We start from the raw sequence: 21,193 nt of genomic DNA, 5'->3' as shown, positions 1-21,193 counted from the left end.
GACGGGCTAGACTGGCCTATGACTGACCCCGCCGACCTGCAGGTCACCATCGTCGACGGGTACGTAGACGAACCGGCGCACTTCGGCGTGCCACCGTACATCTCGACGTATCCGCGGTACACGGCGGGCGCGCTCGTAGACGCCGGCGTTCCCGAGTCCCAGATTACCTACCACACCATCGACGCACTACGCGACGAAATGACCAACTGGCGCGACGTCGAGGAAGCCGACTTGCTCATCTACGTCGGCGGAATGACCGTCCCCGGGAAGTACGTCGGCGGCACGCCCGCCGAACCCGACGAGGTCAAACGCCTCGCGTGGACCGCCAGGGGCACGACGCTCATGGGCGGCCCCATCCGATTCGGCGTCGGCGAGAACAACGAGGGCGGCAGCGACATGGAGCGCAAGGACCTCGACTACGACTTCGTCGCCAAGGGCGACATCGAGGCGGCCGCCCACGACCTCGTCGAAAGTGGCCTCGAAGGCTTCGGCGACCGGATGCGCTCGAACGAGGAAATCGACCGCTGGGCCGCGAACGGCGCGTTCGTCATCGAGAACCACCCGAACTATCCCGAATATCTCATCTGCGAAATGGAGACCTCCCGGGGCTGTGCTTACCGCTGTTCGTTCTGCACGGAACCACTGTACGGGAACCCAGCGTTCCGCAGCGCAGAGTCCGTCGTGCGCGAAGTCGAGGAACTCTACACCCGCGGCGCGCGCCACTTTCGCATCGGACGGCAGGCCGACATCCTGGCCTTCGGCGGCGACGGCGAGAAACCGAACCCGGACGCCCTGCGCGACCTCTACGGCGGCATCCGCGAGGTGGCCCCTGACCTCGGCACGCTCCATCTCGATAACATGAACCCCATTACGGTCGTGAAGTGGCCGGAACTGTCGAGAGAAGGCATTCGCGTCATCGCGAAGCACAACACGCCCGGCGACACCGCCGCCTTCGGCCTCGAAAGCGCGGACCCGGTCGTCCAAGAGGAGAACAACCTAAACGTCACAGCAGAGGAGTGTTTCGAGGCAGTCAAAATCGTCAACGAGGAGGCTGGCTGGCGACCCGGTGACGACCCGTCTGCGGCCCCGACCCACGGCGAGGAGGCGTCTGCACGGTTACCAAAATTGCTGCCCGGCATCAACCTCCTGCACGGGCTGAAAGGCGAGACGAAAGAGACCTACCAGCACAATCTCGACTTCCTGCAGCGCGTCTACGACGAGGGCCTGATGGTCCGTCGGGTGAACATCCGGCAAGTGATGGCCTTCGCGGGCACCGAAATGTCGGAGACAGGGTCGGCAATCGCGAAGGACCACAAGAAATTGTTCAAGAAGTACAAAAAGCAGGTGCGCGAGGAGATCGACAACCCGATGCTAAAACGAGTCGCGCCGGCGGGAACTATTCTCCCCCACGTCCACCTCGAATACCACAAGGACGGCAAGACGTTCGGCCGTCAACTCGGAACCTACCCGCTGCTCGTCGCGGTTCCCGGCGAGCGGGAACTCGGGCGGACCGTAGACATCGTCGTGACCGACCACGGCTATCGCTCGATTTCCGGCGTCCCACACCCCCTCGACGTGAACGAGGCGACCATGGACGAACTGATGGCCATTCCCGGCCTCGGTCGAGGGCGGGCGGGAGACATCATCGTCAACCGACCGTACACGACGCCCGACCAGCTCAAATCGCAAGTGGGCGCGGACGTGGGACCGTTCATCGACACCCTTCTTCCCGGGCAGTCGAACTAACAGTTTTTTCGACTGGTCTTCGCAGTGAGAGCAGGCCAGAAGTGCTTTAGGAGTCGGTGGACGAAACTCCGGTAATGAGCCAAGACGTTGAAGTGAGCGTGGTTCTCCCCGCCTACAACGAGGAGAAAACCATCGAGCACACGGTGAAAACCACGCTCGACACGCTCGCGACGTTCCTCCCCCCAGGCTCGTTCGAAGTCATCGTCGCCGAAGACGGGTGTGACGACCGTACCCCTGAAATCGCAGACGAGATGGAAGCGGAGTTCCCCGCCGTCCGCCACTTCCACAGCGATGAACGACTCGGCCGCGGTGGCGCGTTAGAACGGGCATTCGAAGCCTCCCACGGTCGCACGCTGGTCTACTTCGATACGGACCTTGCGACGGACATGAAGCACCTGGAAGAACTCGTAGAGAGCGTTCGCTCCGGCGAGTACGACATCGCGACCGGGTCGCGGTGGATGCCAGGCAAAGAGATAGACCGCCCCGCAAAGCGCGGAATTCCGAGCAAGGGCTTCAACGGCCTCACGCGGTTTTTCCTGCGCTCTGACTTGCTCGACCACCAGTGTGGGTTCAAAGCGTTCGACCGCGAGGCGTTGTTCGACATCATGGACGACGTCGAGGACAACCACTGGTTCTGGGACACGGAGGTTCTCGTTCGCGCCCAGAAGAAGGGCTACCGCATCAACGAGTTCGCCGTCGAATGGACGCCCATGGAGGACACGAAAGTGGACCTCGTCCGCGACGTGTTCGGGATGGGCAGCCAGATTCTGCGGGTCTGGTACGAGTTCTCCGTCAGCCCGAAAATCAACCGCAAGACGACGCTCGGCGCGGGGACGCTGCTGACCATCGTCGCCCTCCTCCTCATGACCCAGTACATCGACTTCAGTCAGGTCATCACGGAGATGCAGGGCGCAGACCCCGTTCTCATCGGCGTCGCCGCGGTCATTTACCTCGTCTCGTGGCCGCTCCGCGGCGCGCGGTACAAGGACATCTTGAACAAACTCGGCTTCCGCGAAAAGACCGGCTTCCTGACCGGTGCCATCTTCATCAGTCAGACCGGGAACCTCGTGTTCCCCGCCCGTGCCGGTGACGCGGTGCGTGCCTACGTGGTGAAGACCCGCCGGAAAGTGCCGTACCCCTCCGGGTTCGCGTCGCTTACCGTCGAGCGTGTCTTCGACCTGCTCACCATCACGGTGCTCGCGGGCGCGGTGTTCATCCTGCTCGCACTGACCGGGTTTACGAGCGTCGAAGGCCTGAGCCAGGCCATCACGCAGATTAGCGGCGAGCGCGGACAGAGCGGCCGGTACGCCCTCTACCTCGCCGGATTCGTCGGCGTGGCCGCCATCTCCGCGACGGCGCTCATCGTCGCCTCCGCGCGGACGGAGAGCAACCACATCCGGAGTTTCGTCACCCGCATCAGCAACGACTCCTACGCCGACTACGTCGCGGGCGTCTTAGAACGGTTCGCCGGAGACGTGCAGGTCGTGGCGAGCGACAAGCGCGCCTTCGCCCGCGTCGGCGCGAGCAGCCTGCTCATCTGGACGCTCGACGTGCTGACCGCAGTCGTCGTGTTCGCCGCCTTCGGCGTGGATCTCCCGTTCACCACGCTGCTCGCCGTTGGGTTCTTCGCAGTGAGCGTCGGGAACCTGGCGAAGGTTCTCCCCCTCTCGCCCGGCGGCGTCGGCCTCTACGAGGGGGCCTTTTCGCTGCTCGTGGTGGCGCTGCTCCCCGTCTCGTGGGAAGTCGCACTCGGCGCGGCCATCGTCGACCACGCCGTGAAGAACATCGTGACGGTGCTCGGCGGCGTCGCCTCGATGCTGCTGCTCAACGTCTCGCTCACGACGGCAGTAAAAGAGAGCCGCGACGTACCTGACGTCGAAGCCGTCGAGAACTAGTACAGGTCGGTGACGAAGGGGCCGAGCGCCCCCGCTACAGCCTGCGTCAATGCCGCTTCGCGGTCCACGATACCGGCCGTGAGCGCTCCTGCTGCACCCTGTTTTTTCGCCACGTTGTTCATATCGAGTACGTCGTCCATCACGGGGCCGAGTTCCTCGCCCACCTCGATTCGTGCGGCGATATCTTCGGGGAGCGCGAGACTCGGTCCCGCGCCGCGCCCGACGCGCTCGCCGTCCGTGACGGCCGCCCACATCACGAGGTAGAGACGGTCGTCGACCGTCGCGACGCCACCCTCGATGCCGATACCGAGGTCGAACTCACCCGCGTCGAGCACGGCTCGCGCCCGGTTTTCGGCTCCCGAGATGGTCTCCTGAAGACCGCGCGGCTGTTCTGACACGCCCGATTCGACGGCGACGGGTTCGACCGTCGCGTCCAACACGTTCGCGAGTGCCTGTTCGGTGGCCCTGACTTTGACCGGATTCTGACTGCCGACGCCGACGCGCATGGCAGTGAGAAGCCGCGTCGGTCACTTGGGAATTACCATCCGCGGCTCGACGCATGACAATATATAACATTTGTGCCGGCAGAACCTGAAACGGCCATTTGTTCCTGTTTCGCGGCGATACCGTAGCGTAAACCAAAACCCTTAAATGACTTTCGTCCGAAGCCCGGGCCACGGACAGCCATCCGGGATTTCTCCAGATACGCTTCCCGGATAGCCCCCGCCAGCGCTACACCCATGAGAGAACACACCCGCACGCGAACCCGAGCACAAACAGAAGAGAGCGAGAACGAACAGGAATCGAGCAACAACAAGCTCAACTGCCCAGAATGTGGCTCCGGCAAACTCGTCGGCGACTCCACCCACGGCGAGACGGTCTGTCAGGACTGTGGTCTCGTCGTAGACGAGAAAGAAATCGACCGCGGCCCAGAGTGGCGCGCCTTCGACTCCCGAGAGAAGGATAAAAAATCGCGCGTCGGCGCCCCGACGACCAACACGATGCACGACAAGGGGCTCTCGACCAACATCGACTGGCGCGACAAGGACGCCTACGGGAAGTCCCTCGGCAGCCGCCAGCGCGCGAAGATGCAGCGCCTTCGCAAGTGGAACGAACGATTCCGCACCCGCGACAGCAAAGAGCGCAACCTCAAACAGGCACTTGGGGAAATCGACCGCATGGCCTCGGCCCTCGGCCTCCCGAACAACGTCCGGGAAACCGCCTCGGTCATCTACCGCCGCGCGCTCTCCGAGAACCTCCTGCCCGGACGCTCCATCGAAGGCGTCGCAACCTCGGCGGTCTACGCCGCCGCCCGCCAGGCGAGCATGCCGCGCAGTCTCGACGAAATTGCGGAGGTCTCCCGTGTCGAGAAGAGCGAGATTGCCCGCACGTACCGCTACGTCGTCCGCGAACTCGGCCTCGAAGTGCGCCCCGCGGACCCAGAGAGCTACGTGCCGCGCTTTGCCTCCTCGCTCGACCTCTCCGAGGAAGCAGAACACCGCGCCCGCCAGCTCCTGCGCAACGCCAAGGAGCAGGGCGTCCACAGCGGCAAGTCGCCGGTCGGCCTCGCCGCCGCCGCCGTCTACGCCGCCGCGCTGCTCACCAACGAGAAGACGACGCAGGCCGCCGTGAGCGAAGTCGCAGACATCAGCGAGGTCACCATCCGCAACCGCTACCACGAACTGCTCGAAGCCGAGCAGGACGTGCCGATGGCGTAACTCCTGCCACCCGTTTTCCGTTTTCCGTTTTCCACCCGCCGACGAGTCATGAGACCGCAAGAAACGTACCCCCGGCCCGCGACTGACCGTCCATGCAGACCGAACACGTCATCTACGCGTCCGACGCCCGCGAGATGACACACGTAGACGACGGGACGGTCGACCTCGTCGTCACATCCCCGCCCTACCCCATGATAGAGATGTGGGACGGTCTCTTCACGTCGCTCGACGCGACCATCGACGAGTACCTCGACTCAGGGGCCGGCGACGCCGCCTTCGAGGCCATGCACGAGGCGCTTGCCCCCTGCTGGGACGAACTCGCCCGCGTGTTGCGCCCCGGCGGCATCGCGTGCATCAACGTCGGCGACGCCACCCGTTCTATCGGCGGCGATTTCCAGTTGTTCCCGAACCACGTCGCCGTCGTCGACGCGATGCGCGACCGCGGCTTTTCGGTGCTCCCGGACATTCTCTGGCGAAAGCCGTCGAACCGCCTGACGAAGTTCATGGGCTCTGGAATGCTCCCGACGAACGCCTACGCGACACTCGAACACGAGTACATCCTCGTGTTTCGCAAGGGTGGCACCCGCGAATTTGACCCCGGCTGTGCGGAACGCTACGAGAGCGCCTTCTTCTGGGAGGAGCGAAACGAGTGGTTCTCAGACCTCTGGACCGACGTGCGCGGAACCGGGCAACTGCTCTCCGATGCGAATCGCGACCGCTCTGGGGCGTTCCCCCTCGAAATCCCACTCCGGCTGATTCGAATGTTCTCCGTCTACGACGACACCGTCTTAGACCCCTTCTGGGGAACCGGAACGACGACGCTCGCGGCGATGCTCGCCGGGCGAAACTCACTCGGCTACGAACTCGACGCGGACCTCGTCGCCCAGTTCGACGAGCGAGTAGAAGGTGCGCCGGAACTCTCTCGCAAGCGCACGAGGGCGCGACTCGACGCTCATCGAGACTTCGTCGCCGCCCGAAAAGCCGACGCAGACCCGCCCGACTACGAAGCAACCCACTACGATTTCCCGGTCGTCACTCGTCAAGAACGCGAAATTCGGTTCTACGTCGTCGCCGGGGTCGAACCGGATGAAGACGGCTATCTGGTTACCCACGAACCCCATTCCTCGTAGGGGTATGCTTTTTTTACAGGGGCGTGTATCCCCTGCCATGGATTTCGACGAGTTCGTCCTCGCCGCGAGTACCGCGGTGCTGGACGACGAGCCGGATGCCCGGCCCCACGCCGACGCCGTCGAATTCCGGATGGACCTCGCCGCCGACCCGCTCGCGGCACTCCGGAACTACGGCGGCACCCTCCCCATCATCGCGACCAACCGCGTGAACTGGGAAGGCGGCCAGGCTGAGGACGACGCCACTCGGCTCGATACGCTCTGTGCGGCCGCCGCCGAAACCGCCGTGGAGGCGGTAGACATCGAACTCGCCGCGATTCTGAACGGGGACGGGGCGCGGGTGGTAGACGCCGCCCGCGAGTCGGACACGAAGGTCATCGTCTCGGTCCACGACTTCGAGGAGACCCCTCGCATCGCCGAATTGCGCCACCTGCTCAAGGAGGCGACCGACCACGGCGACGTGGGCAAACTCGCGTGCACGGCGACGAGCGTCGACGACGTCCTCGACCTCCTGTTCGCGACGCGGACGTTTTCGATGAACGGTCGCCCGGTGGCGACGATGGCGATGGGGAAACTCGGCCGTCACTCCCGGGTCGTCGCGCCGCTGTACGGGTCGTGTCTCGGTTTCGCGCCCATCAGACCGGAAGATGCGACGGCTCCGGGCCAGTACGACCTCGCGACGTTACGCCAGCTGCTAACCCAGCTGCAGGGCGATGGCTAAAACGGGGTCGTTCGGAAGTTTAACAAACAGTGACAACCGAGACGGAGGAAGTGATGGGGCAGACTATGCGTAAGCGCCCGTGGCTCGCTGCACTCCTCGCGTTCATCTACCCTGGCCTCGGCCACGTCTACATTCGGGAGTGGCTCAGAGCTCTCCTCTGGTTCGGGTTGATGATTGCGACGGCGTCGTTCGTCATCCCCGAGCAGGCCGTCCAGACGGCGGACCTCTCGCTCTCTGCGCTCTCCCGCGCGAGCGAGCAGTTGCCGCTGGAAGCGGCCCTCTCGGTGCTGTTCATTACGGCATTGAGCATGATCGACGCCTACCGACTCGCAGCGACGAAAAATCAGGAAGTGAAAGCCGTCGTAGAAGGGACGCGCTGTCCGAACTGCGGGCGCGACGTCGACCCCGAACTCGGCTTCTGTCACTGGTGTACGACGGAACTCCCACAGACGACCGCGCCGGAAAACCAGTAAGTCCGCCGGTTATTTCTCGATGATGCTCTCTTCTACAGCCTCGCCGAAGTGGCGAGCCGTGTCCTCGTAGTAGATTTTTACCTCGTCGCCGACCGCGAGGTCCGTGACCGCCTTGCGGCCTTCGGCGGTGGCGACCTTGATAGTCTCTGCGTTCTGCAGGAGCGTCTCGATGCGGTCGCCGTTTTCTGTCTCGGCTTCGACCCGGAACATCGGGCGCTTCTCGATTTTCGCCCGGCCGACGATGGCCTCGCGGGTGTGTCCCGCCGTATCGACGACCTGCACCTCGTCGCCGCTTTTGAGTTCCGCGAGGTACTTCGTGCCGCCGTCTGGCGTCCGGACGTAGGCGTGGACCGCCCCAGCGTTCACGCGGAACGGGCGAGAGGCGACGTACGGCGACTCTGCGGTCTCCGCGTGGACGAAAAAGAGGCCGCGGCTCATGCTGCCGACCAACATCCCCTCGTCGTGTTCGAACAGCGACCCCGTGTCGACGCAGACGCGGTCTGCGGACCCCGTCTGTTCGATGGCGGTGACGGTCGCCCACTGGAGGTCGAGCGACTCACGGGCGGCGTCGTCGCGCACTTCGACCGTGCGACGAATCTCGTCGGGGTCGTCGGTGTCGAGCAACACGGCGTCTGCGCCGAGTTCGAGCGTCTCGAAGGCCGTCTTCGCCTCTGCGGCTGTTTGGACGCCCGCGACGAGTTCCGTCTCCTCGCCGATGCGGGCGATGAGGTTTTCGAGCGGGATGATGGTCCAGTCCTCGCCGATGACGATGGTATAGTCTGCGTCCTGGGCGGCGGCCTCGGCGAACGACTCGTAGTCCTTGTTCAGAATGCGGACGTACGCACCGTGAGCGCGGTCGTCGCTGCGCCGCAGTGTAGAGAGGTCAGCAGACCCGGAGAAGTCGTTTGGCAGGTCGACGGTTCCGTCACCTTCGCCTTCCTTGCCGACGATGGTCGCGTCGGGTAGGTCCTCGATGCCTTCGGGTTCTGCGTCCATGACGTGGACGTCGCCGTTTGTGAACGCCGCGACGTTCACCTGGCCGAGTTCGCGAACCTTCGCGACGTCTTCGCTGTCTACGAGTACCCAGTCGACGCCGGCCTCGAGCCCAGCGGTGATTCGTTTCCGGCGCGCCTCCCAGTCGCCGACGGTGTCGTCGGCTTTGAGCCAAACGGAGCGTGTCATACTCTGACGCTCGCGGCGGGGATTCTTGAACGTGGCGGAAGTGGCCACTGTCTCCCCGCCGGCCGGTTTCGTGGCCGTCGCTGGAGAAGGCTGGAGACGTGATGAAACACCGCTTCGTCAGGCTTTAACGGCGAGGCCGGCGCGTTCGAGCGCGTCCGCGGCGGGTGCGTCGTTGTGTACCACGTCCGCGACGGCGCGGGCGATGGCCTCTGGGTTCTCGTGCTGGAAGATAGACCGACCCATTGAGACGCCGGCCGCGCCGCCGTCCATCGCGCCGCGGACCATCTCGATGGTTTCTAAATCAGTTCCTCTGGAGCCGCCGGCGATGACGACGGGGAGGCGGGTCGATTCGGTGACGTGACGGAAGCTTTCGGGGTCGCCCGAGTAGGCCGTCTTGATGATGTCCGCGCCGAGTTCTTCGCCGAAGCGGACGGCGTGGCCGAGGGCTTCTGCGTCGTGTTCGTCGATGCCGGGGCCGCGTGCGTAGGTCATCGCAAGGACAGGGATGCCGAGTCGGTCAGCCTCGGAGGTGACCCGTGCGAGGTCTTCCATCTGTTTCGGTTCGTGGTCTGACCCGACGTTGATGTGCAACGAGACGGCGTCAGCGCCGGCGCGAACCGCGTCTTCGACGGTGCTCGTCATGCGTTTGTCGTTTTCGTCGGGACCGATTGTCGTAGAAGCGTTGAGGTGGACGACGTAGCCTTTGTCGTTCTTGTTCGCGTGGACGCGGGGGGCGATTCCCTTCTGGGTGAGGACGCAATCTGCGCCGCCGCGTGTCACCGCGTCGATGGTCGATTCGATGTCTTTGAGGCCCTGTACGGCCCCGAGTGTAATGCCGTGGTCCATAGGGACGATGACGTATCGACCCCGTGTGCCGATTCGCTCGAGACGAGCTGTTTTTCCGATACTCATTGGTATGTTAGTGTGTAGCAAGCGTTATTTAAGTGCGTTCCGGTCGCGGCACACGTTGGGAGTATCCCGTCCGTGCGCCCTCGGCCAGTTCTGCCGCCTTCTGTTCCAGTTTCGTCGCCACTTCGTCCCCAGCGGCAATGAGGTCAACGAAGACGCTTCCGGCGACGACGCCGTCCGCGCCCGCGGCGACGATTTCGCGAGCGTGGTGACGCTCGCTCACCCCGAAGCCGACCGCCTTCGGCACGTCGTAGTCCGCGAGGCGGCCGAGACTGTCGTGGGTCTGCGAACTCACGTCCGCCTGCGCCCCGGTGGTCCCGAGGCGCGCCTGGACGTAGACGAATCCGGAGACCTGTTCCATCACCCGGTCGAGTCGGTCGCCCCGGGTCGTCGGCGCGACGATGAAGATGAGGTCGAGGCCGAACTCGTCGCAGGCCGCCCGCAGGACGCCCGACTCCTCGACCGGGAGGTCCGGAACGATGAGGCCAGCGATGCCAGCCGCGGCGGCCGCCTCGACGAACGCGCGGACGGGCTCGTCGCCGAACTGGTAGATGAGGTTGTAGTAGGTCATGCAGACGATGGGCACGTCCACGTCGAGGTCGGCCACCAGGTCGAGGTACGACCGCGGCGTCATCCCCGCATCCAGCGACCGCTGGATAGCGTTTTGAATCGTCGGGCCGTCCGCGATTGGCTCCGAGAAGGGCAGGCCGAGTTCGATGACATCCGCCCCACCGCGGGCGAGCGCGCGGACCTGTTCTTTGGTCGCCGCCGCGTCCGGGTCGCCGGCGGTGATGTACGGCACGAGCCCGGGCCCCTCGCGGAAGGCGTCGCCAATCTCGCTCATTCGAACACCCCCATCTCCGGGGCGTTCGCAAGGTCACGCTGGGCAGTCTCCTCTAACACCGATTCTAAGTCCTTGTCGCCCCGGCCTGAGACGTTCACGATGACCGAGTCACCGAGGTCGTCTGCCGTTTCGAGGTAGGCGATGGCGTGGGCGGTTTCGAGCGCAGGGATGACGCCCTCCTCCTGGGAGAAGCGGTGGAACGCTTCGAGGGCGGCGTCGTCGGGGACCGTCACCGGCGTCACACGCCCGCTGTCGACGAGGTAGGCGAGTTCCGGGCCGACGCCGGCGTAGTCGAGGCCCGAACTGATGCTGTGGGATTCGAGAATCTGGCCGTCGCGCGACTGGAGCAGGCGAGTGCACGCGCCGTGGAGCACGCCGACAGACCCCGTCGAGAGCGACGCGGAGTTCGGGGCGACGCCTGCCTCTTCGTCCACGTCGAGGCTGGAGCCACCGGCTTCGACGGCGTAGAGGGATACGTTCTCGTCGGGGACGAAGTTGTGGAACGCGCCCATCGTGTTCGACCCGCCGCCAGCGCAGGCGACGACGCTGTCGGGCAGGCCACCGGTTTTCTCGCGAATTTGCTCGCGCGCCTCTTCGCTGATGACCGACTGGAAGTCACGGACCATCCGCGGGAAGGGGTGGGGACCGACCACCGAGCCGATGACGTAGTGGGTGTCTTCGACGTTGGTCGCCCAGTCGCGCATCGTTTCGTTGATGGCCTCCTTCAGGGTTCCGCGCCCCACGTCCACGGGGTTGACCGCGGAACCGTTGATTCGCATGCGGAACACGTTCGGCCGCTGGCGGGTGATGTCTCGGCGGCCCATGTAGACTTCACAGTCCATGCCGAGGTGGGCCGCAGCCATCGCCGTCGCCGTGCCGTGCTGGCCGGCCCCAGTTTCGGCGACGATGCGCTCTTTGCCCATGTATTTGGCCAGCAGTACCTGTCCGAGCGCGTTGTTCAGTTTGTGCGCCCCGCCGTGGACGAGGTCCTCGCGTTTGAGGTAGACGTCGGTTCCGTACCGCTCGCTGAGTTGCGCTGCGTGCTGGAGCGGGGTCGGCCGGCCGCCGAAGTCGCGCAATCGGGCGCGAAAGTCGTCCATGAAGCCGTCTTCGTTGTCGAGCACGTACCGTTCGTACGCGTCGGTCAGTTCCTCGATGGCGGGCATCAGCACTTCCGGGACGTACTGGCCGCCGTATTCGCCGAATTTTGCGGGTGCGTCACTCATAGCTGAGAGAGTCGTCGGGTGTTTTCGGTCACGTCGCCGTCCATGATGGCGGTTCCGATGAGGAGGCCGTCCGCGCCGGCCTCGCGCATGCGGGCCACGTCTTCGGGCGTCGAAACGCCGCTTTCCGCGATGCAAAGTACGTCGTCTGGAACCTTCGGAGCCAGTCGCTCGAAGGTGCCGAGGTCCACCGACAGTGAGGTCAGGTCGCGGTTGTTGATGCCGATGATGTCGGCTCCCGCATCAAGGGCCGCTTCGAGTTCGGCTTCGGTGTGAACTTCCACGAGCACCTGAAACCCCCGCTCGCGGGCGGCCGTGAGCAGGCCGTCGAGGTCAGAGACGAACCGAACGATGAGCAAGATGACGTCCGCCTCCACCCCGTCGAGTTGCTCCTCGCGGAGGATGAAGTCCTTCCTGAGTACGGGCACGTCGACCGCCTCGCGGACTGCCCGGAGGTTGTCGAGCGACCCGCCGAAGTGGTCCGGTTCCGTGAGCACGGAGATGGCGCTCGCCCCGCCCGCAACCATCTCGCGGGCGAGTTCCGCAGGGTCATCCGCTCGGATTCCCTCGGTGGTCGGGCTCGTCGGTTTCACCTCGGAAAGTATCGGGACCCGTCCCTCGGCCGCCGCGGCGTCGAACGCCGACCTGAGCGACCGCGGTTCGACCGACACCCGCTCTGTTGCCCGTTGCCTGCGGCGGGCGGCGGCGAGGATGGCGGCCACCTCGGGGGCGACCTCGTCTCTAACTACCATTGTTGTTCAATGATGAACTGATTTGTACATAAGGCTTGCGCAGTCGAGAGAGCCGAATGTTGAAGTTCGAGACGGTCCACGTACAGGTATGGACGAGTCTGCTGGTATCTACGCCCGCGAATCCGACTACTTAGACCGGTTCGTACAAATCGGCGTCGCGAGCGGCCGAGTCATCTCGGTTTCGTTCCCCGATAAAGCGCCAGCGGACGCGAACCCCGACCACCCGGTCCTCGACCGTATCTTCGCCTACCTCGAAGGCGTCCAGGAGTCGTTCGACACCGTCGACGTGGCGCTTACGGTCCCTACCGCCCACCGGCGCGTGCTCGACACGGTCCGACAGATTCCCTACGGCCAACAGTACACCGTCGAGCGAATCGCTCGAATGACCCCCGAACTGGACCCACAGGACGACGCCGACCTGACGCTCGTCAGAACCGCCCTCGACGAAAATCCGACACCCATCCTGATTCCGGACCACCGGGTGCGCGACGGGCCGAGTGCTGCACCACCGGAAATCGAGCAGAAGCTTCGCTCGCTCGAAGGGCTGTAGGGGTCAATGGTCAACTACGAAACGATTTTTCTCGGCGTCGAACCCCCAGAGGCAGCAGAACGCATCTCCAACATTGTCAAACACCTGCGCCAGTCACAGTCCGGCAAGGAGTACGAGTACCGGACGAACGCCGGCATTCATCTCGCCACGCTCTCGCCGGTCCGCGACCGGTCCGGAAAACGGAAGTCAAAGCTCCGGTATCGCACTTCCATCATCGGCGCACACCTGTTTCACGCCCACAACAAGGGAAAAGAGATACGCGCGGCTGTCGAGTCGGTGCGGGTACGATAAAAATACTGGGTGGAACTTCAGTCGTCGGCGGGTGCGCTCTTCCGCGTCGGCGTCATCGGCTCGCTCAGTTTCCCGACCGGCGAGGAGCCGCCAGCCAGGATGGACGCGGAGACGAGCAGTGCAGCGGAGAGCACCACGAAATCACCGCTCGCCGCGCGGCCGGCGAGTTCGGCACCCATCGTCACGACGAACACCGTGACGTAGAAGCCGATGATCGCGAGGATAATCATGACGAGGAACGCGACGACGTTCTCGACTAAGTCTCCGAGTGCGTTGGTTACTTTACCCATAGTGTAACACCAGTAACGTGTTGCCACAGCAACTATTTATACTTATGTTAGACACATGTCTGACGCGTAATTTAGTGTGTGGATGATGGAACCGCTTTGCTGGACTCGAATTTCCGGCGGCGATGGGACTATCCAGACACATCACATACCAGTAACCAATCGATCGAAACCATGTCACCACACATCGCCCCGGAAACCCACGTCGGCCGCGTCGCCCTTCGCGTAAACGACCTCGACCGAGTCGTCGAGTTCTACAGCGACGTCGTCGGCCTCGCCGTCCTCACAGAATCCGAAACGGCGGCGACCCTCGGCGCGGGAGGCCGACCGTTCCTCGAACTCACCACAGCCCCGGACCTCCCTGAGCGCGGACGAACCGAAACCGGCCTGTTTCACACAGCGTTTCGTGTGCCGACTCGCGAGGCACTCGGCGACGCACTCCACCGCGTGGAAAACCAGTGGCGACTCTCAGGAGCCTCGGACCACCTCGTGAGCGAAGCACTCTACCTCAACGACCCGGAGGGCAACGGCATCGAAATCTACACCGACCGCCCGCGCGAGACGTGGGAGCGCGACGAGGACGGCGAACTCCTGATGGATACGCTGCCACTCGACCTTGGTGAGTTGCGCGAGCTGGGAGACACCGACAGCACCGTCCCCGACGGTACCGACGTGGGCCACATTCACCTCGAAGTCTCCTCGATTCCGGCGACTCGGGAGTTCTACGAGGACGCGGTCGGACTCGATTCGCCCGTCGCGCTGCCCGCACCCTACGGCGGGTCGTCGCTGTTCGTCTCCGCCGGGGGCTACCACCATCACATCGGCGCGAACACCTGGAACGGGCGCACCGACCCGCCCAGCGGCCGCGGACTCGACTGGTTCGAACTCGTCGTCCCCGACGAGGCGGCGCTCGCGGCGGTTCGCGACCAGTTCGACACCGCAGGCGTGGACGTTGCCGAGGCTGACGGCGAACTTCACGTCCACGACCCGAACGGCATCGAACTCAGAATTCGCACCGAATAATCAGGCGACGCCCTCGTGAATCACGAATTCGAGGGCGTTTACGACGTAGTGGGCGACCACTACCACGACGAGGCTCCCCGTCGCGACGAACGCGGCGGCGAGGACGAGGCCGAGCGCCCACGTGACCACGATGCCAGCGACGCCCTGTGCGCCGTGGCCCAGCGCGAATGCGAGTGACGAGAGCACAGCCAGCACCCACGGTGAGACGCCGTAGCCCGCACTCAGCGCACCGACGAGCGCTGCTCTGAACAGGAGTTCCTCGAAACCCGCGATGATGGGCAAGACGCCCACGAGCAACAGCAGCCAGCCGCGTCGCGTCTTCGGGGCGAGCAGTTCGCGCAACTCGTCGCCGTGGTCGAAGCCGAGCCGACGCATCGACCACGCGCCGAGGCGATTGGTCCCGTAGAGCAACGCCCCGAGCACGAGGCCGATGGCGACGGTGGCGGCCGTCGGCAGGTGAACGCCAAGAGCAGGCCACGGAATCTGTGTGACCCACGCCGCGAGCAACAGAAACACGCCGAGAAAGCCCTGCGAGAACGCGACGTTCGCGAGCAGCATTCCCGTCGTTAGCCCGTGGGGCTGTGCGTGAGCTGGGTCAGGTGGAGCCGCCTCGATCACGACGGAACGCGAGGCGTAGGAGAGTGAAAGCAAGAGGAGTAAAATGAGGGCGACGAGTCCCGTGAACGTCGCCCACTGGGCCACGGCTTAGTTCGGACTCGGGCTGCCGTGTCCCGTGCGGCTCCCCGACTTCTCGAGGGCCTGCCCGGTGATGCTCTTCAAGCGGTCGACGAGCGAATCCTTCTCGGGTTCGCCCGCGAGCGCGACTTCGAGCACTTCGCTGATGTGGCTGACCGGGATGATCTCGATCTGCTCTTTGTACTCGTCTTCGATCATGACGTCCTGCTCGTTCGCAGCCGGGATGATGACCTTCTTGAGACCGGCCTTCGCGGCCGCCTCGATTTTGTGGGTCACCCCACCGACTGGGAGCACGTCGCCACGGACCGACAGCGAGCCCGTCATCGCGAGGTTCTGTTCGACGGGGATGTCCTCCAGCGCGGAGATGACGGCCGCCGCGACCGTAATCGAAGCAGAGTCACCGTCGACCCCGCCCTGTCCGGTCTGGACGAACTGGATGTGGATGTCCTTCTCGGAGATGTCCTCGTCGGAGAACTTCTTGATGATGGCGCTCACGTTCTGGACGGCCTCCTCTGCGATGTCCTGGAGCTGGCCGGTCGCGATGACCTGCCCCGGCCCCTGGGACGGCGTGACTTCCGCCATCACGGGGAGGACGATACCGGAGTCCTCTCCCATGACCGCAAGCCCGTTGACGCGGCCCGTGACCGCGCCTTCGTTGACAGTGAGGTCGTAGTCCTTGCGGCGCTCGATGTACTGGTCTGCCAGTTGCTGCTCGATGGAGCGCGAGCGCTGCTTTGCCTGCAGGACGTGTTCGCGCGTCGTGTTCGGTGCGTCCTCGGCGCGGGCGATGTCACCCGCGACGCGGACGAGGCCACCGAGGTCACGGAAGCGCAGCGTCAGGTGACCCTTGCGGCCCGCACGGCGGCGGGCTTCGAGGATGACCTCGCTGATGGCTTCGTCCGTGAAGTGTGGCAGGCGGCCGTCTTTCGCGACTTCCTGTGCGACGAACCGGGCGTACCGGCGGCGCATCTCGGGGGAGTCGCGGATGGAGTCGTCCATGTACACCTCGTACCCGTACCCTTTGATACGGGACCGGAGTGCTGGGTGCATGTTCTCCATCGCGTCTAAGTTCCCTGCTGCGACCATGACGAAGTCCGTCGGGACGGGTTCGGTCTGGACCATCGCGCCCGAGGAACGCTCGGACTGGCCCGTAATCGCGAACCGACCCTCCTGAATCGCCGTCATGAGGTGCTGCTGGGAGCGAATGTCGAGGGTGTTGATTTCGTCGATGAACAACACGCCCTTGTTCGCCTTGTGGATGGCACCGGCCTCGACGCGGTCGTGGCTCGGCGTCTCCATCCCACCGGACTGGAACGGGTCGTGGCGCACGTCGCCGAGGAGTGCCCCGGCGTGTGCACCGGTCGCGTCCTCGAACGGCGCGCTCTTCGTGTCGCCGTTGTTGACCAGCAGGTTTGGAATCATCGAATCGCTCGACCGGCTTCCGTACCGGAACGCGAGGTAGACGACACCCGCTGCGAGGATGCCGAGCAGAATCTGCTGGGCGACGAGCAGCGAGTAGCCAATCACGATGGCGATGATGATCCACATGAGGAACGAGCGCATCTGGTTGCGCTTTCTCGCTTCCTCTTTGTGTGCTTCGATAATCTGTTCACCTTTGCCCGCGGGGACGGTACGGACCTTTGGCTCGTTGCCGTCGTCCGGGTTGTGGTAGACGAGGACGTCCTGTAATTCCTCTTTGGGCAGGAGTTCACTCATCGCCTTTGCGAGCATCGATTTGCCCGTACCCGGTGAGCCAATCATCATGACGTGACGCCGCTGTTTTGCGGCCTTCATGATGACGTCTCGGGCGTGGTCCTGGCCGATGACCTGGTCGACCAGCCTGTCGGGGATTTCGATATCCTCAGTGGAGGATATCTGCAGGCCACCAAGCAAGCTGTCTTCGTCCGCTTCGACAACTGCTGACTCGGCCCCGACCTCGACATCGCTGCCGAGTTCGTCTTTGGATTCGTCTCGGTCGGCTTCGGGAGAAGCCTCTTCTTCCGCTTCCGACGAGACGTTGTCAGTCTCCATGTCGTTACTCATAGAACTACGGTTTCCGCTATCTGATTTCAGGGGCTATCATTTGATATACTTTCTCCCCGAATGTCTCGCTCAGACACTACCGAAACCCCCGGACATCGGCTGGTTCCGGCGGAATTTGCCGCCCGGCTCGGACGACCCGACGGATTTTATAAACCGGGCCTGTAACTGCGGATATGACTCGCGGGTTCTTCATCGGCCGCTTCCAGCCGTTTCACAACGGGCACTACGCGATGGTCGAACGCATCGCAGAAGAGGTAGACGAACTCGTTCTCGGCATCGGGAGCGCCGGTGACAGCCACACCACCAACGACCCCTTCACCGCGGGCGAGCGCATCATGATGATAACGAAGGCGCTCACCGACATGGACCTCGTCACCTACGCCGTGCCCATCGAGGACTTAGACCGCAACTCCGTCTGGGTGAGCCACGTCCAGAGCATGAGTCCGACCTTCGACGTCGCCTACTCGAACAACCCACTCGTCGTCCGCCTGTTCAAAGAAGCGGGCGTCGAAGTGCGCCAGTCGCCGATGTTCAACCGCGCCGTCTTCGAGGGCACGGAAGTCCGTGCACGGATGATAGAGGGCAAAAACTGGGAGGAACTCGTCCCAGAGGCGGTGACTGAGGTCGTCGAAGAAATCGACGGCATCGACCGCATTCAGCACGTAAGCGACACGGACGCAAACGACGAATGATTACGCTGAGTTCAGACTTCGGTTCGCCGTATCCCGCCGCGATGAAGGGCGTCATCCTCCAGCAGACGGACACCCGGCTGGTAGACGTTTCCCACGAGTTTCCGCGACAGGATGTCCGCGCTGCCGCGTTCTGGTTGCGCGAAGTGCTGCCCTACTTCCCGCCCGCCGTCCACCTCGTCGTCGTCGACCCCGGCGTCGGCACCGACCGGAAGGCCATCGCCGTCCGCGCGGGCGACCACCTCCTCGTCGGCCCCGACAACGGCGTCCTGCTCCCGGTCGCCCGACGACTGGCAGCAGACTTCTCCGTGTTCGAACTCGACGCAGGACGACCGAAGAGTACGACGTTCCACGGTCGAGACGTGTTCGCGCCCTGGGCGGCGAAACTCCACGATGTCGGCGTCGAATCAATCGACGACCTCCCGGGCGTGACGCGAACTGACGCGTACGTCAACGAACGCTTCCCCGAACCGACGATAACCGACGACGGTGCGACGGGCGAAGTACTCGTCGTGGACGACTTTGGCAACGTGATTACGAACATCCCCGGGCACGTCCTCGACGGCCGCAAGATGGTCACGGTGAACGACCAGCCCATCCCGATTGGCGAGACGTTCGCCGCCGTCGGCATGGGCGCGAAGGTCGTCACCGTCGGCAGCCACGAGAACGTCGAACTGGCCGTCAATCAGGGACGTGGCGACGAGGCGTTCGCGCTCGGCCCGGGCGACGACGTAACCCTTTCCTGGTGATGCTCTCTGCGTTCGCGGTGATGAACGTCGTCGGCCTGCTCGCGTTCGCCGTGACCGGGTCGCTCAAAGCAATCGACGAGCAACTGGACGTGCTCGGCGTCTTCGTCCTCGGGACAATGACCGCCCTCGGCGGCGGAATGACCCGCGACGTCCTCGTCGGCGCGGTTCCGAACGCGCTGCAATCGACCGACGACGTGACCATCGCGCTCGCAGGCGTGGTACTCGCAATTTTCCTCTCGCGCACTCGCAGGAACTGGGTTCAACACTCGGCGATTCTCGTCCCCGACGCCATTGGCCTCGCCGCCTTCGCCGCGACGGGGGCACTCGTCGGCGCAGAGGCGGGCGTCTCCGGATTCGGTGTCGTCCTGCTCGCGACGCTCACAGGCGTCGGTGGCGGCCTCATCTCCGACGTGTTGCTCCAGCGCGTTCCTGGCGTCCTCAAAGAGGATTTCTACGCCACCTGCGCCGTCGCCGGCGGCGTCGTGTTCTGGGCCGTCTCGGAAGGTGGGGCCGGCCCCGATGTCGCCGCGGCGGCCTGCGCCGCGACGGTGCTCGCGCTCCGGTTGTTGGCACTCAGGTTCGACTGGTCGCTCCCCCGCGTGAGCGTCTCCTGACTGGTTCGAACAAAAAGAATAGACGCGACGTGATTACTTCGCGGCGATGACGTCGTCGATGCGGACGATCATGGTCGCGGCTTCGGTCGCTGATTCGACCGCCCCGTGCTTGACGGCCGCCGGGTCGATAATACCGTAGTCGAGCGGGTCGCCGATGACGCCCGTCTGGCCCTCGGCGATGATGCCGGCGCGGCCGTCGGCCTCGAAGCGCGAGCGGAGGTCGACGATTGCATCGATTGGGTCCATCCCGGTGTTCTCTGCGAGAGTTCGTGGAAGCATGTCGACGGCGTCGGCGAAGGCCATGACCGCGAGTTGCTTGCGACCCTCGATACCCGCGGACTTGGTGCGGATGTAGTCGGCGATGGCGATTTCGGTCGCCCCCGCGCCGGGGACGACGCCACCCTTGTCGAGGGAGGCAGTCACCACGTCCAGGGCGTCCTCTAAGGCGCGTTCGAGTTCGTCGACGACGTGCTCGGTTCCGCCGCGGACGAAGACGGTGACGGACTTCGCGGCCGCGCCACCCTCGATGAAGGTGAGTTCGTCCTCGCCAAAGCGCTGGACGTGAATGAGGTCGGCGTGACCGAAGTCGTCTTTGGAGACGTCTTCGAGCGTGCCGATGCGGGTCGCGCCCGTCGCGCGAGCGATGGCAGTCGCGTCCTTCTTGTTGACGCTCTTGAAGGCGAGAATGCCGGCTTTCGCGAGGTATGAGGCGACGCGGTCGTCGATGCCGTCGGTGACGAAGACGACGTCCACGCCAGCGTCTTTGAGCGCGGCGGCGTAGCCGCGCAGCTCACCCTCTTCTGCGTCGAGCGCGGCGTTCAGCTGCTCGATGGAGGTGATGTTGTACTCGGCGTCGACGTGGCTCTTTCGCACGTCGAGTTCCATGTCGAGGATGGCGATGGTCGCGTCTTCGACCTTCCGAGGCATGTTGTCGTGGACGGGTTCCTTGTCGAGAATGACTCCCTCTACGAGCTCCGTCGCCGAGGAGGACGACCCAACTTTCGTCTGGATGCGGACGTCGTCACGTTCGACGCGCTTTTCGCCCTGAACGTGGCGGATGGCTTTCACCACGGTCTTTGCGAGGGCGTCTGCGGTGACGCCACCGGTCCCCTTACCGGTCATCGAGGATTCGGCGACTTTCTCTAAGAGTTCGTCGTCGAGTTCGTCGTCCATGACCTGTGCGTCGATGGCCTCGTGAGCGAGGCGAGCGGCCTCGTGGTAGCCCTCGACGATGGTCGTGGGGTGGACGTCGTCTTCGAGCAGGTCCTCTGCCTTCGCGAGGAGTTCGCCCGCGAGAACCGCCGCTGTCGTCGTCCCGTCGCCGACTTCGTCCTCCTGGCTCTGGGAGACCTCGACGATCATCTGGGCCGCCGGGTGCTCGATGTCCATCTTGTTGAGGATGGTCGCACCGTCGTTGGTGATGACGACGTCACCCGACGACGAAACGAGCATCTTGTCCATCCCGCGTGGGCCAAGCGTCGTGCGGACCGCGCCGCTTACCGCTTTCCCCGCGGCGATGTTCGAACCCTGGGCGTCGCGGCCTCGGGTTCGTCGCGTTCCCTCGCTCAGAATGAAAAGGGGCTGACCCCCGGCGTAGAATGCTTGTGCCATAACTGAAACCTCGGTATCTGAATGTTTATAATTCTATATAAATCTTTCTC

22 protein-coding genes are annotated in these 21,193 nt (G+C 64.2%); 12 read left to right on the top strand and 10 right to left on the bottom strand.

Going from position 1 to position 21,193, the window contains the following annotated elements; all coding sequences use genetic code 11:
• Positions 1-18: 18 nt before the first annotated feature.
• Positions 19-1,746 (top strand): radical SAM protein, encoded by a 1,728-nt coding sequence (locus P0648_RS05820; RefSeq protein ID WP_276248211.1) that lies wholly within the window; start codon positions 19-21, stop codon positions 1,744-1,746.
• A 74-nt stretch (positions 1,747-1,820) separates the two neighbouring features.
• Positions 1,821-3,641 carry a flippase-like domain-containing protein gene (locus P0648_RS05815; RefSeq protein WP_276248212.1) on the top strand — a complete coding sequence of 607 codons (1,821 nt, stop codon included), beginning with the start codon at positions 1,821-1,823 and terminating at the stop codon, positions 3,639-3,641.
• On the opposite strand, the gene yjjX is transcribed toward P0648_RS05815, so the two are convergent.
• Positions 3,638-4,147, bottom strand: a complete 510-nt coding sequence (yjjX, locus tag P0648_RS05810) for an inosine/xanthosine triphosphatase (protein WP_276248213.1) — start codon at positions 4,145-4,147, stop codon at positions 3,638-3,640. The two genes, P0648_RS05815 and yjjX, sit on opposite strands and share 4 nt — an antisense overlap.
• Positions 4,148-4,381: 234 nt before the next feature.
• Here yjjX and P0648_RS05805 point away from each other — a divergent pair, with 234 nt between their 5' ends.
• The 4 genes from P0648_RS05805 (at position 4,382) to P0648_RS05790 (ending at position 7,680) form a co-directional block, all read left to right on the top strand.
• On the top strand, positions 4,382-5,359 hold the full coding sequence (locus P0648_RS05805; RefSeq protein ID WP_276248214.1) for a transcription initiation factor IIB family protein: 978 nt from the start codon (positions 4,382-4,384) through the stop codon (positions 5,357-5,359).
• Between the two features lie 92 nt (positions 5,360-5,451).
• Entirely contained in the window at positions 5,452-6,489 is a 1,038-nt protein-coding gene (locus tag P0648_RS05800) for a site-specific DNA-methyltransferase (protein ID WP_276248215.1), read from the top strand.
• A gap of 37 nt (positions 6,490-6,526) precedes the next feature.
• A complete protein-coding gene (locus tag P0648_RS05795; RefSeq protein WP_277505581.1) occupies positions 6,527-7,207 on the top strand; it encodes a type I 3-dehydroquinate dehydratase in 681 nt (226 codons plus the stop codon).
• Positions 7,208-7,260: 53 nt separating this feature from the next.
• A complete protein-coding gene (locus P0648_RS05790) occupies positions 7,261-7,680 on the top strand; it encodes a zinc ribbon domain-containing protein (protein ID WP_277505579.1) in 420 nt (139 codons plus the stop codon).
• Positions 7,681-7,689: 9 nt separating this feature from the next.
• Here P0648_RS05790 and P0648_RS05785 read toward each other — a convergent pair whose 3' ends face one another.
• The 5 genes from P0648_RS05785 to trpC form a co-directional block, all read right to left on the bottom strand.
• A complete protein-coding gene (locus P0648_RS05785; protein ID WP_276248218.1) occupies positions 7,690-8,862 on the bottom strand; it encodes a 3-dehydroquinate synthase II in 1,173 nt (390 codons plus the stop codon).
• 117 nt (positions 8,863-8,979) lie between these two features.
• Positions 8,980-9,774 carry a 2-amino-3,7-dideoxy-D-threo-hept-6-ulosonate synthase gene (locus P0648_RS05780; RefSeq protein WP_276248219.1) on the bottom strand — a complete coding sequence of 265 codons (795 nt, stop codon included), beginning with the start codon at positions 9,772-9,774 and terminating at the stop codon, positions 8,980-8,982.
• Positions 9,775-9,802: 28 nt separating this feature from the next.
• Positions 9,803-10,615 (bottom strand): tryptophan synthase subunit alpha, encoded by an 813-nt coding sequence (gene trpA / locus P0648_RS05775; protein WP_276248220.1) that lies wholly within the window; start codon positions 10,613-10,615, stop codon positions 9,803-9,805.
• Positions 10,612-11,841: a tryptophan synthase subunit beta gene (gene trpB / locus P0648_RS05770; protein ID WP_276248221.1), complete on the bottom strand. Its 1,230-nt coding sequence runs from the start codon at positions 11,839-11,841 to the stop codon at positions 10,612-10,614. Before trpB ends, trpA begins: the two co-directional genes overlap by 4 nt.
• Entirely contained in the window at positions 11,838-12,590 is a 753-nt protein-coding gene (trpC, locus tag P0648_RS05765; protein WP_276248222.1) for an indole-3-glycerol phosphate synthase, read from the bottom strand. The genes trpB and trpC overlap by 4 nt, the downstream gene beginning before the upstream one ends.
• 88 nt (positions 12,591-12,678) lie before the next feature.
• Between trpC and P0648_RS05760 the strand changes: the two genes are divergently transcribed.
• Both P0648_RS05760 and P0648_RS05755 read left to right on the top strand, forming a co-directional pair.
• Positions 12,679-13,140, top strand: coding sequence for an MGMT family protein (locus P0648_RS05760; protein ID WP_276248223.1), 462 nt, complete (start codon positions 12,679-12,681; stop codon positions 13,138-13,140).
• 6 nt (positions 13,141-13,146) lie between these two features.
• On the top strand, positions 13,147-13,431 hold the full coding sequence (locus P0648_RS05755; RefSeq protein ID WP_276248224.1) for a hypothetical protein: 285 nt from the start codon (positions 13,147-13,149) through the stop codon (positions 13,429-13,431).
• A 17-nt stretch (positions 13,432-13,448) separates the two neighbouring features.
• Here the strand turns inward: P0648_RS05755 and P0648_RS05750 are convergent, their stop codons facing one another.
• Positions 13,449-13,721: a hypothetical protein gene (locus tag P0648_RS05750; RefSeq protein ID WP_276248225.1), complete on the bottom strand. Its 273-nt coding sequence runs from the start codon at positions 13,719-13,721 to the stop codon at positions 13,449-13,451.
• Between the two features lie 171 nt (positions 13,722-13,892).
• Between P0648_RS05750 and P0648_RS05745 the strand changes: the two genes are divergently transcribed.
• Complete coding sequence (locus P0648_RS05745; RefSeq protein ID WP_276248226.1) at positions 13,893-14,741, top strand: VOC family protein; 849 nt, start codon at positions 13,893-13,895, stop codon at positions 14,739-14,741.
• Here the strand turns inward: P0648_RS05745 and P0648_RS05740 are convergent, their stop codons facing one another.
• Both P0648_RS05740 and lonB read right to left on the bottom strand, forming a co-directional pair.
• Positions 14,742-15,443 (bottom strand): CPBP family intramembrane glutamic endopeptidase, encoded by a 702-nt coding sequence (locus tag P0648_RS05740; RefSeq protein ID WP_277505575.1) that lies wholly within the window; start codon positions 15,441-15,443, stop codon positions 14,742-14,744. It lies immediately after the preceding gene.
• Positions 15,444-15,446: 3 nt separating this feature from the next.
• The gene (gene lonB / locus P0648_RS05735) at positions 15,447-17,480 is read right to left on the bottom strand and encodes an ATP-dependent protease LonB (protein WP_276248228.1); all 2,034 of its coding nucleotides are present in this window, start codon (positions 17,478-17,480) and stop codon (positions 15,447-15,449) included.
• Between the two features lie 173 nt (positions 17,481-17,653).
• Here lonB and P0648_RS05730 point away from each other — a divergent pair, with 173 nt between their 5' ends.
• The 3 genes from P0648_RS05730 to P0648_RS05720 are packed head-to-tail and all read left to right on the top strand — an operon-like array spanning position 17,654 to position 19,532.
• Complete coding sequence (locus P0648_RS05730; RefSeq protein WP_276248229.1) at positions 17,654-18,172, top strand: nicotinamide-nucleotide adenylyltransferase; 519 nt, start codon at positions 17,654-17,656, stop codon at positions 18,170-18,172.
• A complete protein-coding gene (locus tag P0648_RS05725) occupies positions 18,169-18,918 on the top strand; it encodes an S-adenosyl-l-methionine hydroxide adenosyltransferase family protein (RefSeq protein ID WP_276248230.1) in 750 nt (249 codons plus the stop codon). The genes P0648_RS05730 and P0648_RS05725 overlap by 4 nt, the downstream gene beginning before the upstream one ends.
• Positions 18,918-19,532: a trimeric intracellular cation channel family protein gene (locus tag P0648_RS05720; protein WP_277505860.1), complete on the top strand. Its 615-nt coding sequence runs from the start codon at positions 18,918-18,920 to the stop codon at positions 19,530-19,532. The genes P0648_RS05725 and P0648_RS05720 overlap by 1 nt, the downstream gene beginning before the upstream one ends.
• A gap of 33 nt (positions 19,533-19,565) precedes the next feature.
• Here the strand turns inward: P0648_RS05720 and thsA are convergent, their stop codons facing one another.
• Positions 19,566-21,143 carry a thermosome subunit alpha gene (gene thsA, locus P0648_RS05715; protein WP_276248231.1) on the bottom strand — a complete coding sequence of 526 codons (1,578 nt, stop codon included), beginning with the start codon at positions 21,141-21,143 and terminating at the stop codon, positions 19,566-19,568.
• Between the last annotated feature and the right edge of the window lie 50 nt (positions 21,144-21,193).

The organism is Haladaptatus sp. DYSN1 (assembly GCF_029489995.1).
Classification (GTDB): domain Archaea; phylum Halobacteriota; class Halobacteria; order Halobacteriales; family Halococcaceae; genus QDMS2.
This window is presented reverse-complemented; position numbering and strand designations above follow the sequence as displayed.

What these genes read in the sequence shown, in the direction of transcription:
- trpC (WP_276248222.1), bottom strand. Translation starts at nt 12,590, where the DNA reads ATGGTAGTTAGAGACGAGGTCGCCCCCGAGGTGGCCGCCATCCTCGCC.
- P0648_RS05730 (WP_276248229.1), top strand. Translation starts at nt 17,654, where the DNA reads ATGACTCGCGGGTTCTTCATCGGCCGCTTCCAGCCGTTTCACAACGGG.
- P0648_RS05720 (WP_277505860.1), top strand. Translation starts at nt 18,918, where the DNA reads ATGCTCTCTGCGTTCGCGGTGATGAACGTCGTCGGCCTGCTCGCGTTC.
- P0648_RS05780 (WP_276248219.1), bottom strand. Translation starts at nt 9,774, where the DNA reads ATGAGTATCGGAAAAACAGCTCGTCTCGAGCGAATCGGCACACGGGGT.
- lonB (WP_276248228.1), bottom strand. Translation starts at nt 17,480, where the DNA reads ATGAGTAACGACATGGAGACTGACAACGTCTCGTCGGAAGCGGAAGAA.
- P0648_RS05800 (WP_276248215.1), top strand. Translation starts at nt 5,452, where the DNA reads ATGCAGACCGAACACGTCATCTACGCGTCCGACGCCCGCGAGATGACA.
- P0648_RS05815 (WP_276248212.1), top strand. Translation starts at nt 1,821, where the DNA reads ATGAGCCAAGACGTTGAAGTGAGCGTGGTTCTCCCCGCCTACAACGAG.
- P0648_RS05745 (WP_276248226.1), top strand. Translation starts at nt 13,893, where the DNA reads ATGTCACCACACATCGCCCCGGAAACCCACGTCGGCCGCGTCGCCCTT.
- P0648_RS05790 (WP_277505579.1), top strand. Translation starts at nt 7,261, where the DNA reads ATGGGGCAGACTATGCGTAAGCGCCCGTGGCTCGCTGCACTCCTCGCG.
- P0648_RS05755 (WP_276248224.1), top strand. Translation starts at nt 13,147, where the DNA reads ATGGTCAACTACGAAACGATTTTTCTCGGCGTCGAACCCCCAGAGGCA.
- P0648_RS05725 (WP_276248230.1), top strand. Translation starts at nt 18,169, where the DNA reads ATGATTACGCTGAGTTCAGACTTCGGTTCGCCGTATCCCGCCGCGATG.
- thsA (WP_276248231.1), bottom strand. Translation starts at nt 21,143, where the DNA reads ATGGCACAAGCATTCTACGCCGGGGGTCAGCCCCTTTTCATTCTGAGC.
- P0648_RS05805 (WP_276248214.1), top strand. Translation starts at nt 4,382, where the DNA reads ATGAGAGAACACACCCGCACGCGAACCCGAGCACAAACAGAAGAGAGC.
- yjjX (WP_276248213.1), bottom strand. Translation starts at nt 4,147, where the DNA reads ATGCGCGTCGGCGTCGGCAGTCAGAATCCGGTCAAAGTCAGGGCCACC.
- P0648_RS05750 (WP_276248225.1), bottom strand. Translation starts at nt 13,721, where the DNA reads ATGGGTAAAGTAACCAACGCACTCGGAGACTTAGTCGAGAACGTCGTC.
- P0648_RS05760 (WP_276248223.1), top strand. Translation starts at nt 12,679, where the DNA reads ATGGACGAGTCTGCTGGTATCTACGCCCGCGAATCCGACTACTTAGAC.
- trpB (WP_276248221.1), bottom strand. Translation starts at nt 11,841, where the DNA reads ATGAGTGACGCACCCGCAAAATTCGGCGAATACGGCGGCCAGTACGTC.
- P0648_RS05785 (WP_276248218.1), bottom strand. Translation starts at nt 8,862, where the DNA reads ATGACACGCTCCGTTTGGCTCAAAGCCGACGACACCGTCGGCGACTGG.
- P0648_RS05820 (WP_276248211.1), top strand. Translation starts at nt 19, where the DNA reads ATGACTGACCCCGCCGACCTGCAGGTCACCATCGTCGACGGGTACGTA.
- P0648_RS05795 (WP_277505581.1), top strand. Translation starts at nt 6,527, where the DNA reads ATGGATTTCGACGAGTTCGTCCTCGCCGCGAGTACCGCGGTGCTGGAC.
- trpA (WP_276248220.1), bottom strand. Translation starts at nt 10,615, where the DNA reads ATGAGCGAGATTGGCGACGCCTTCCGCGAGGGGCCCGGGCTCGTGCCG.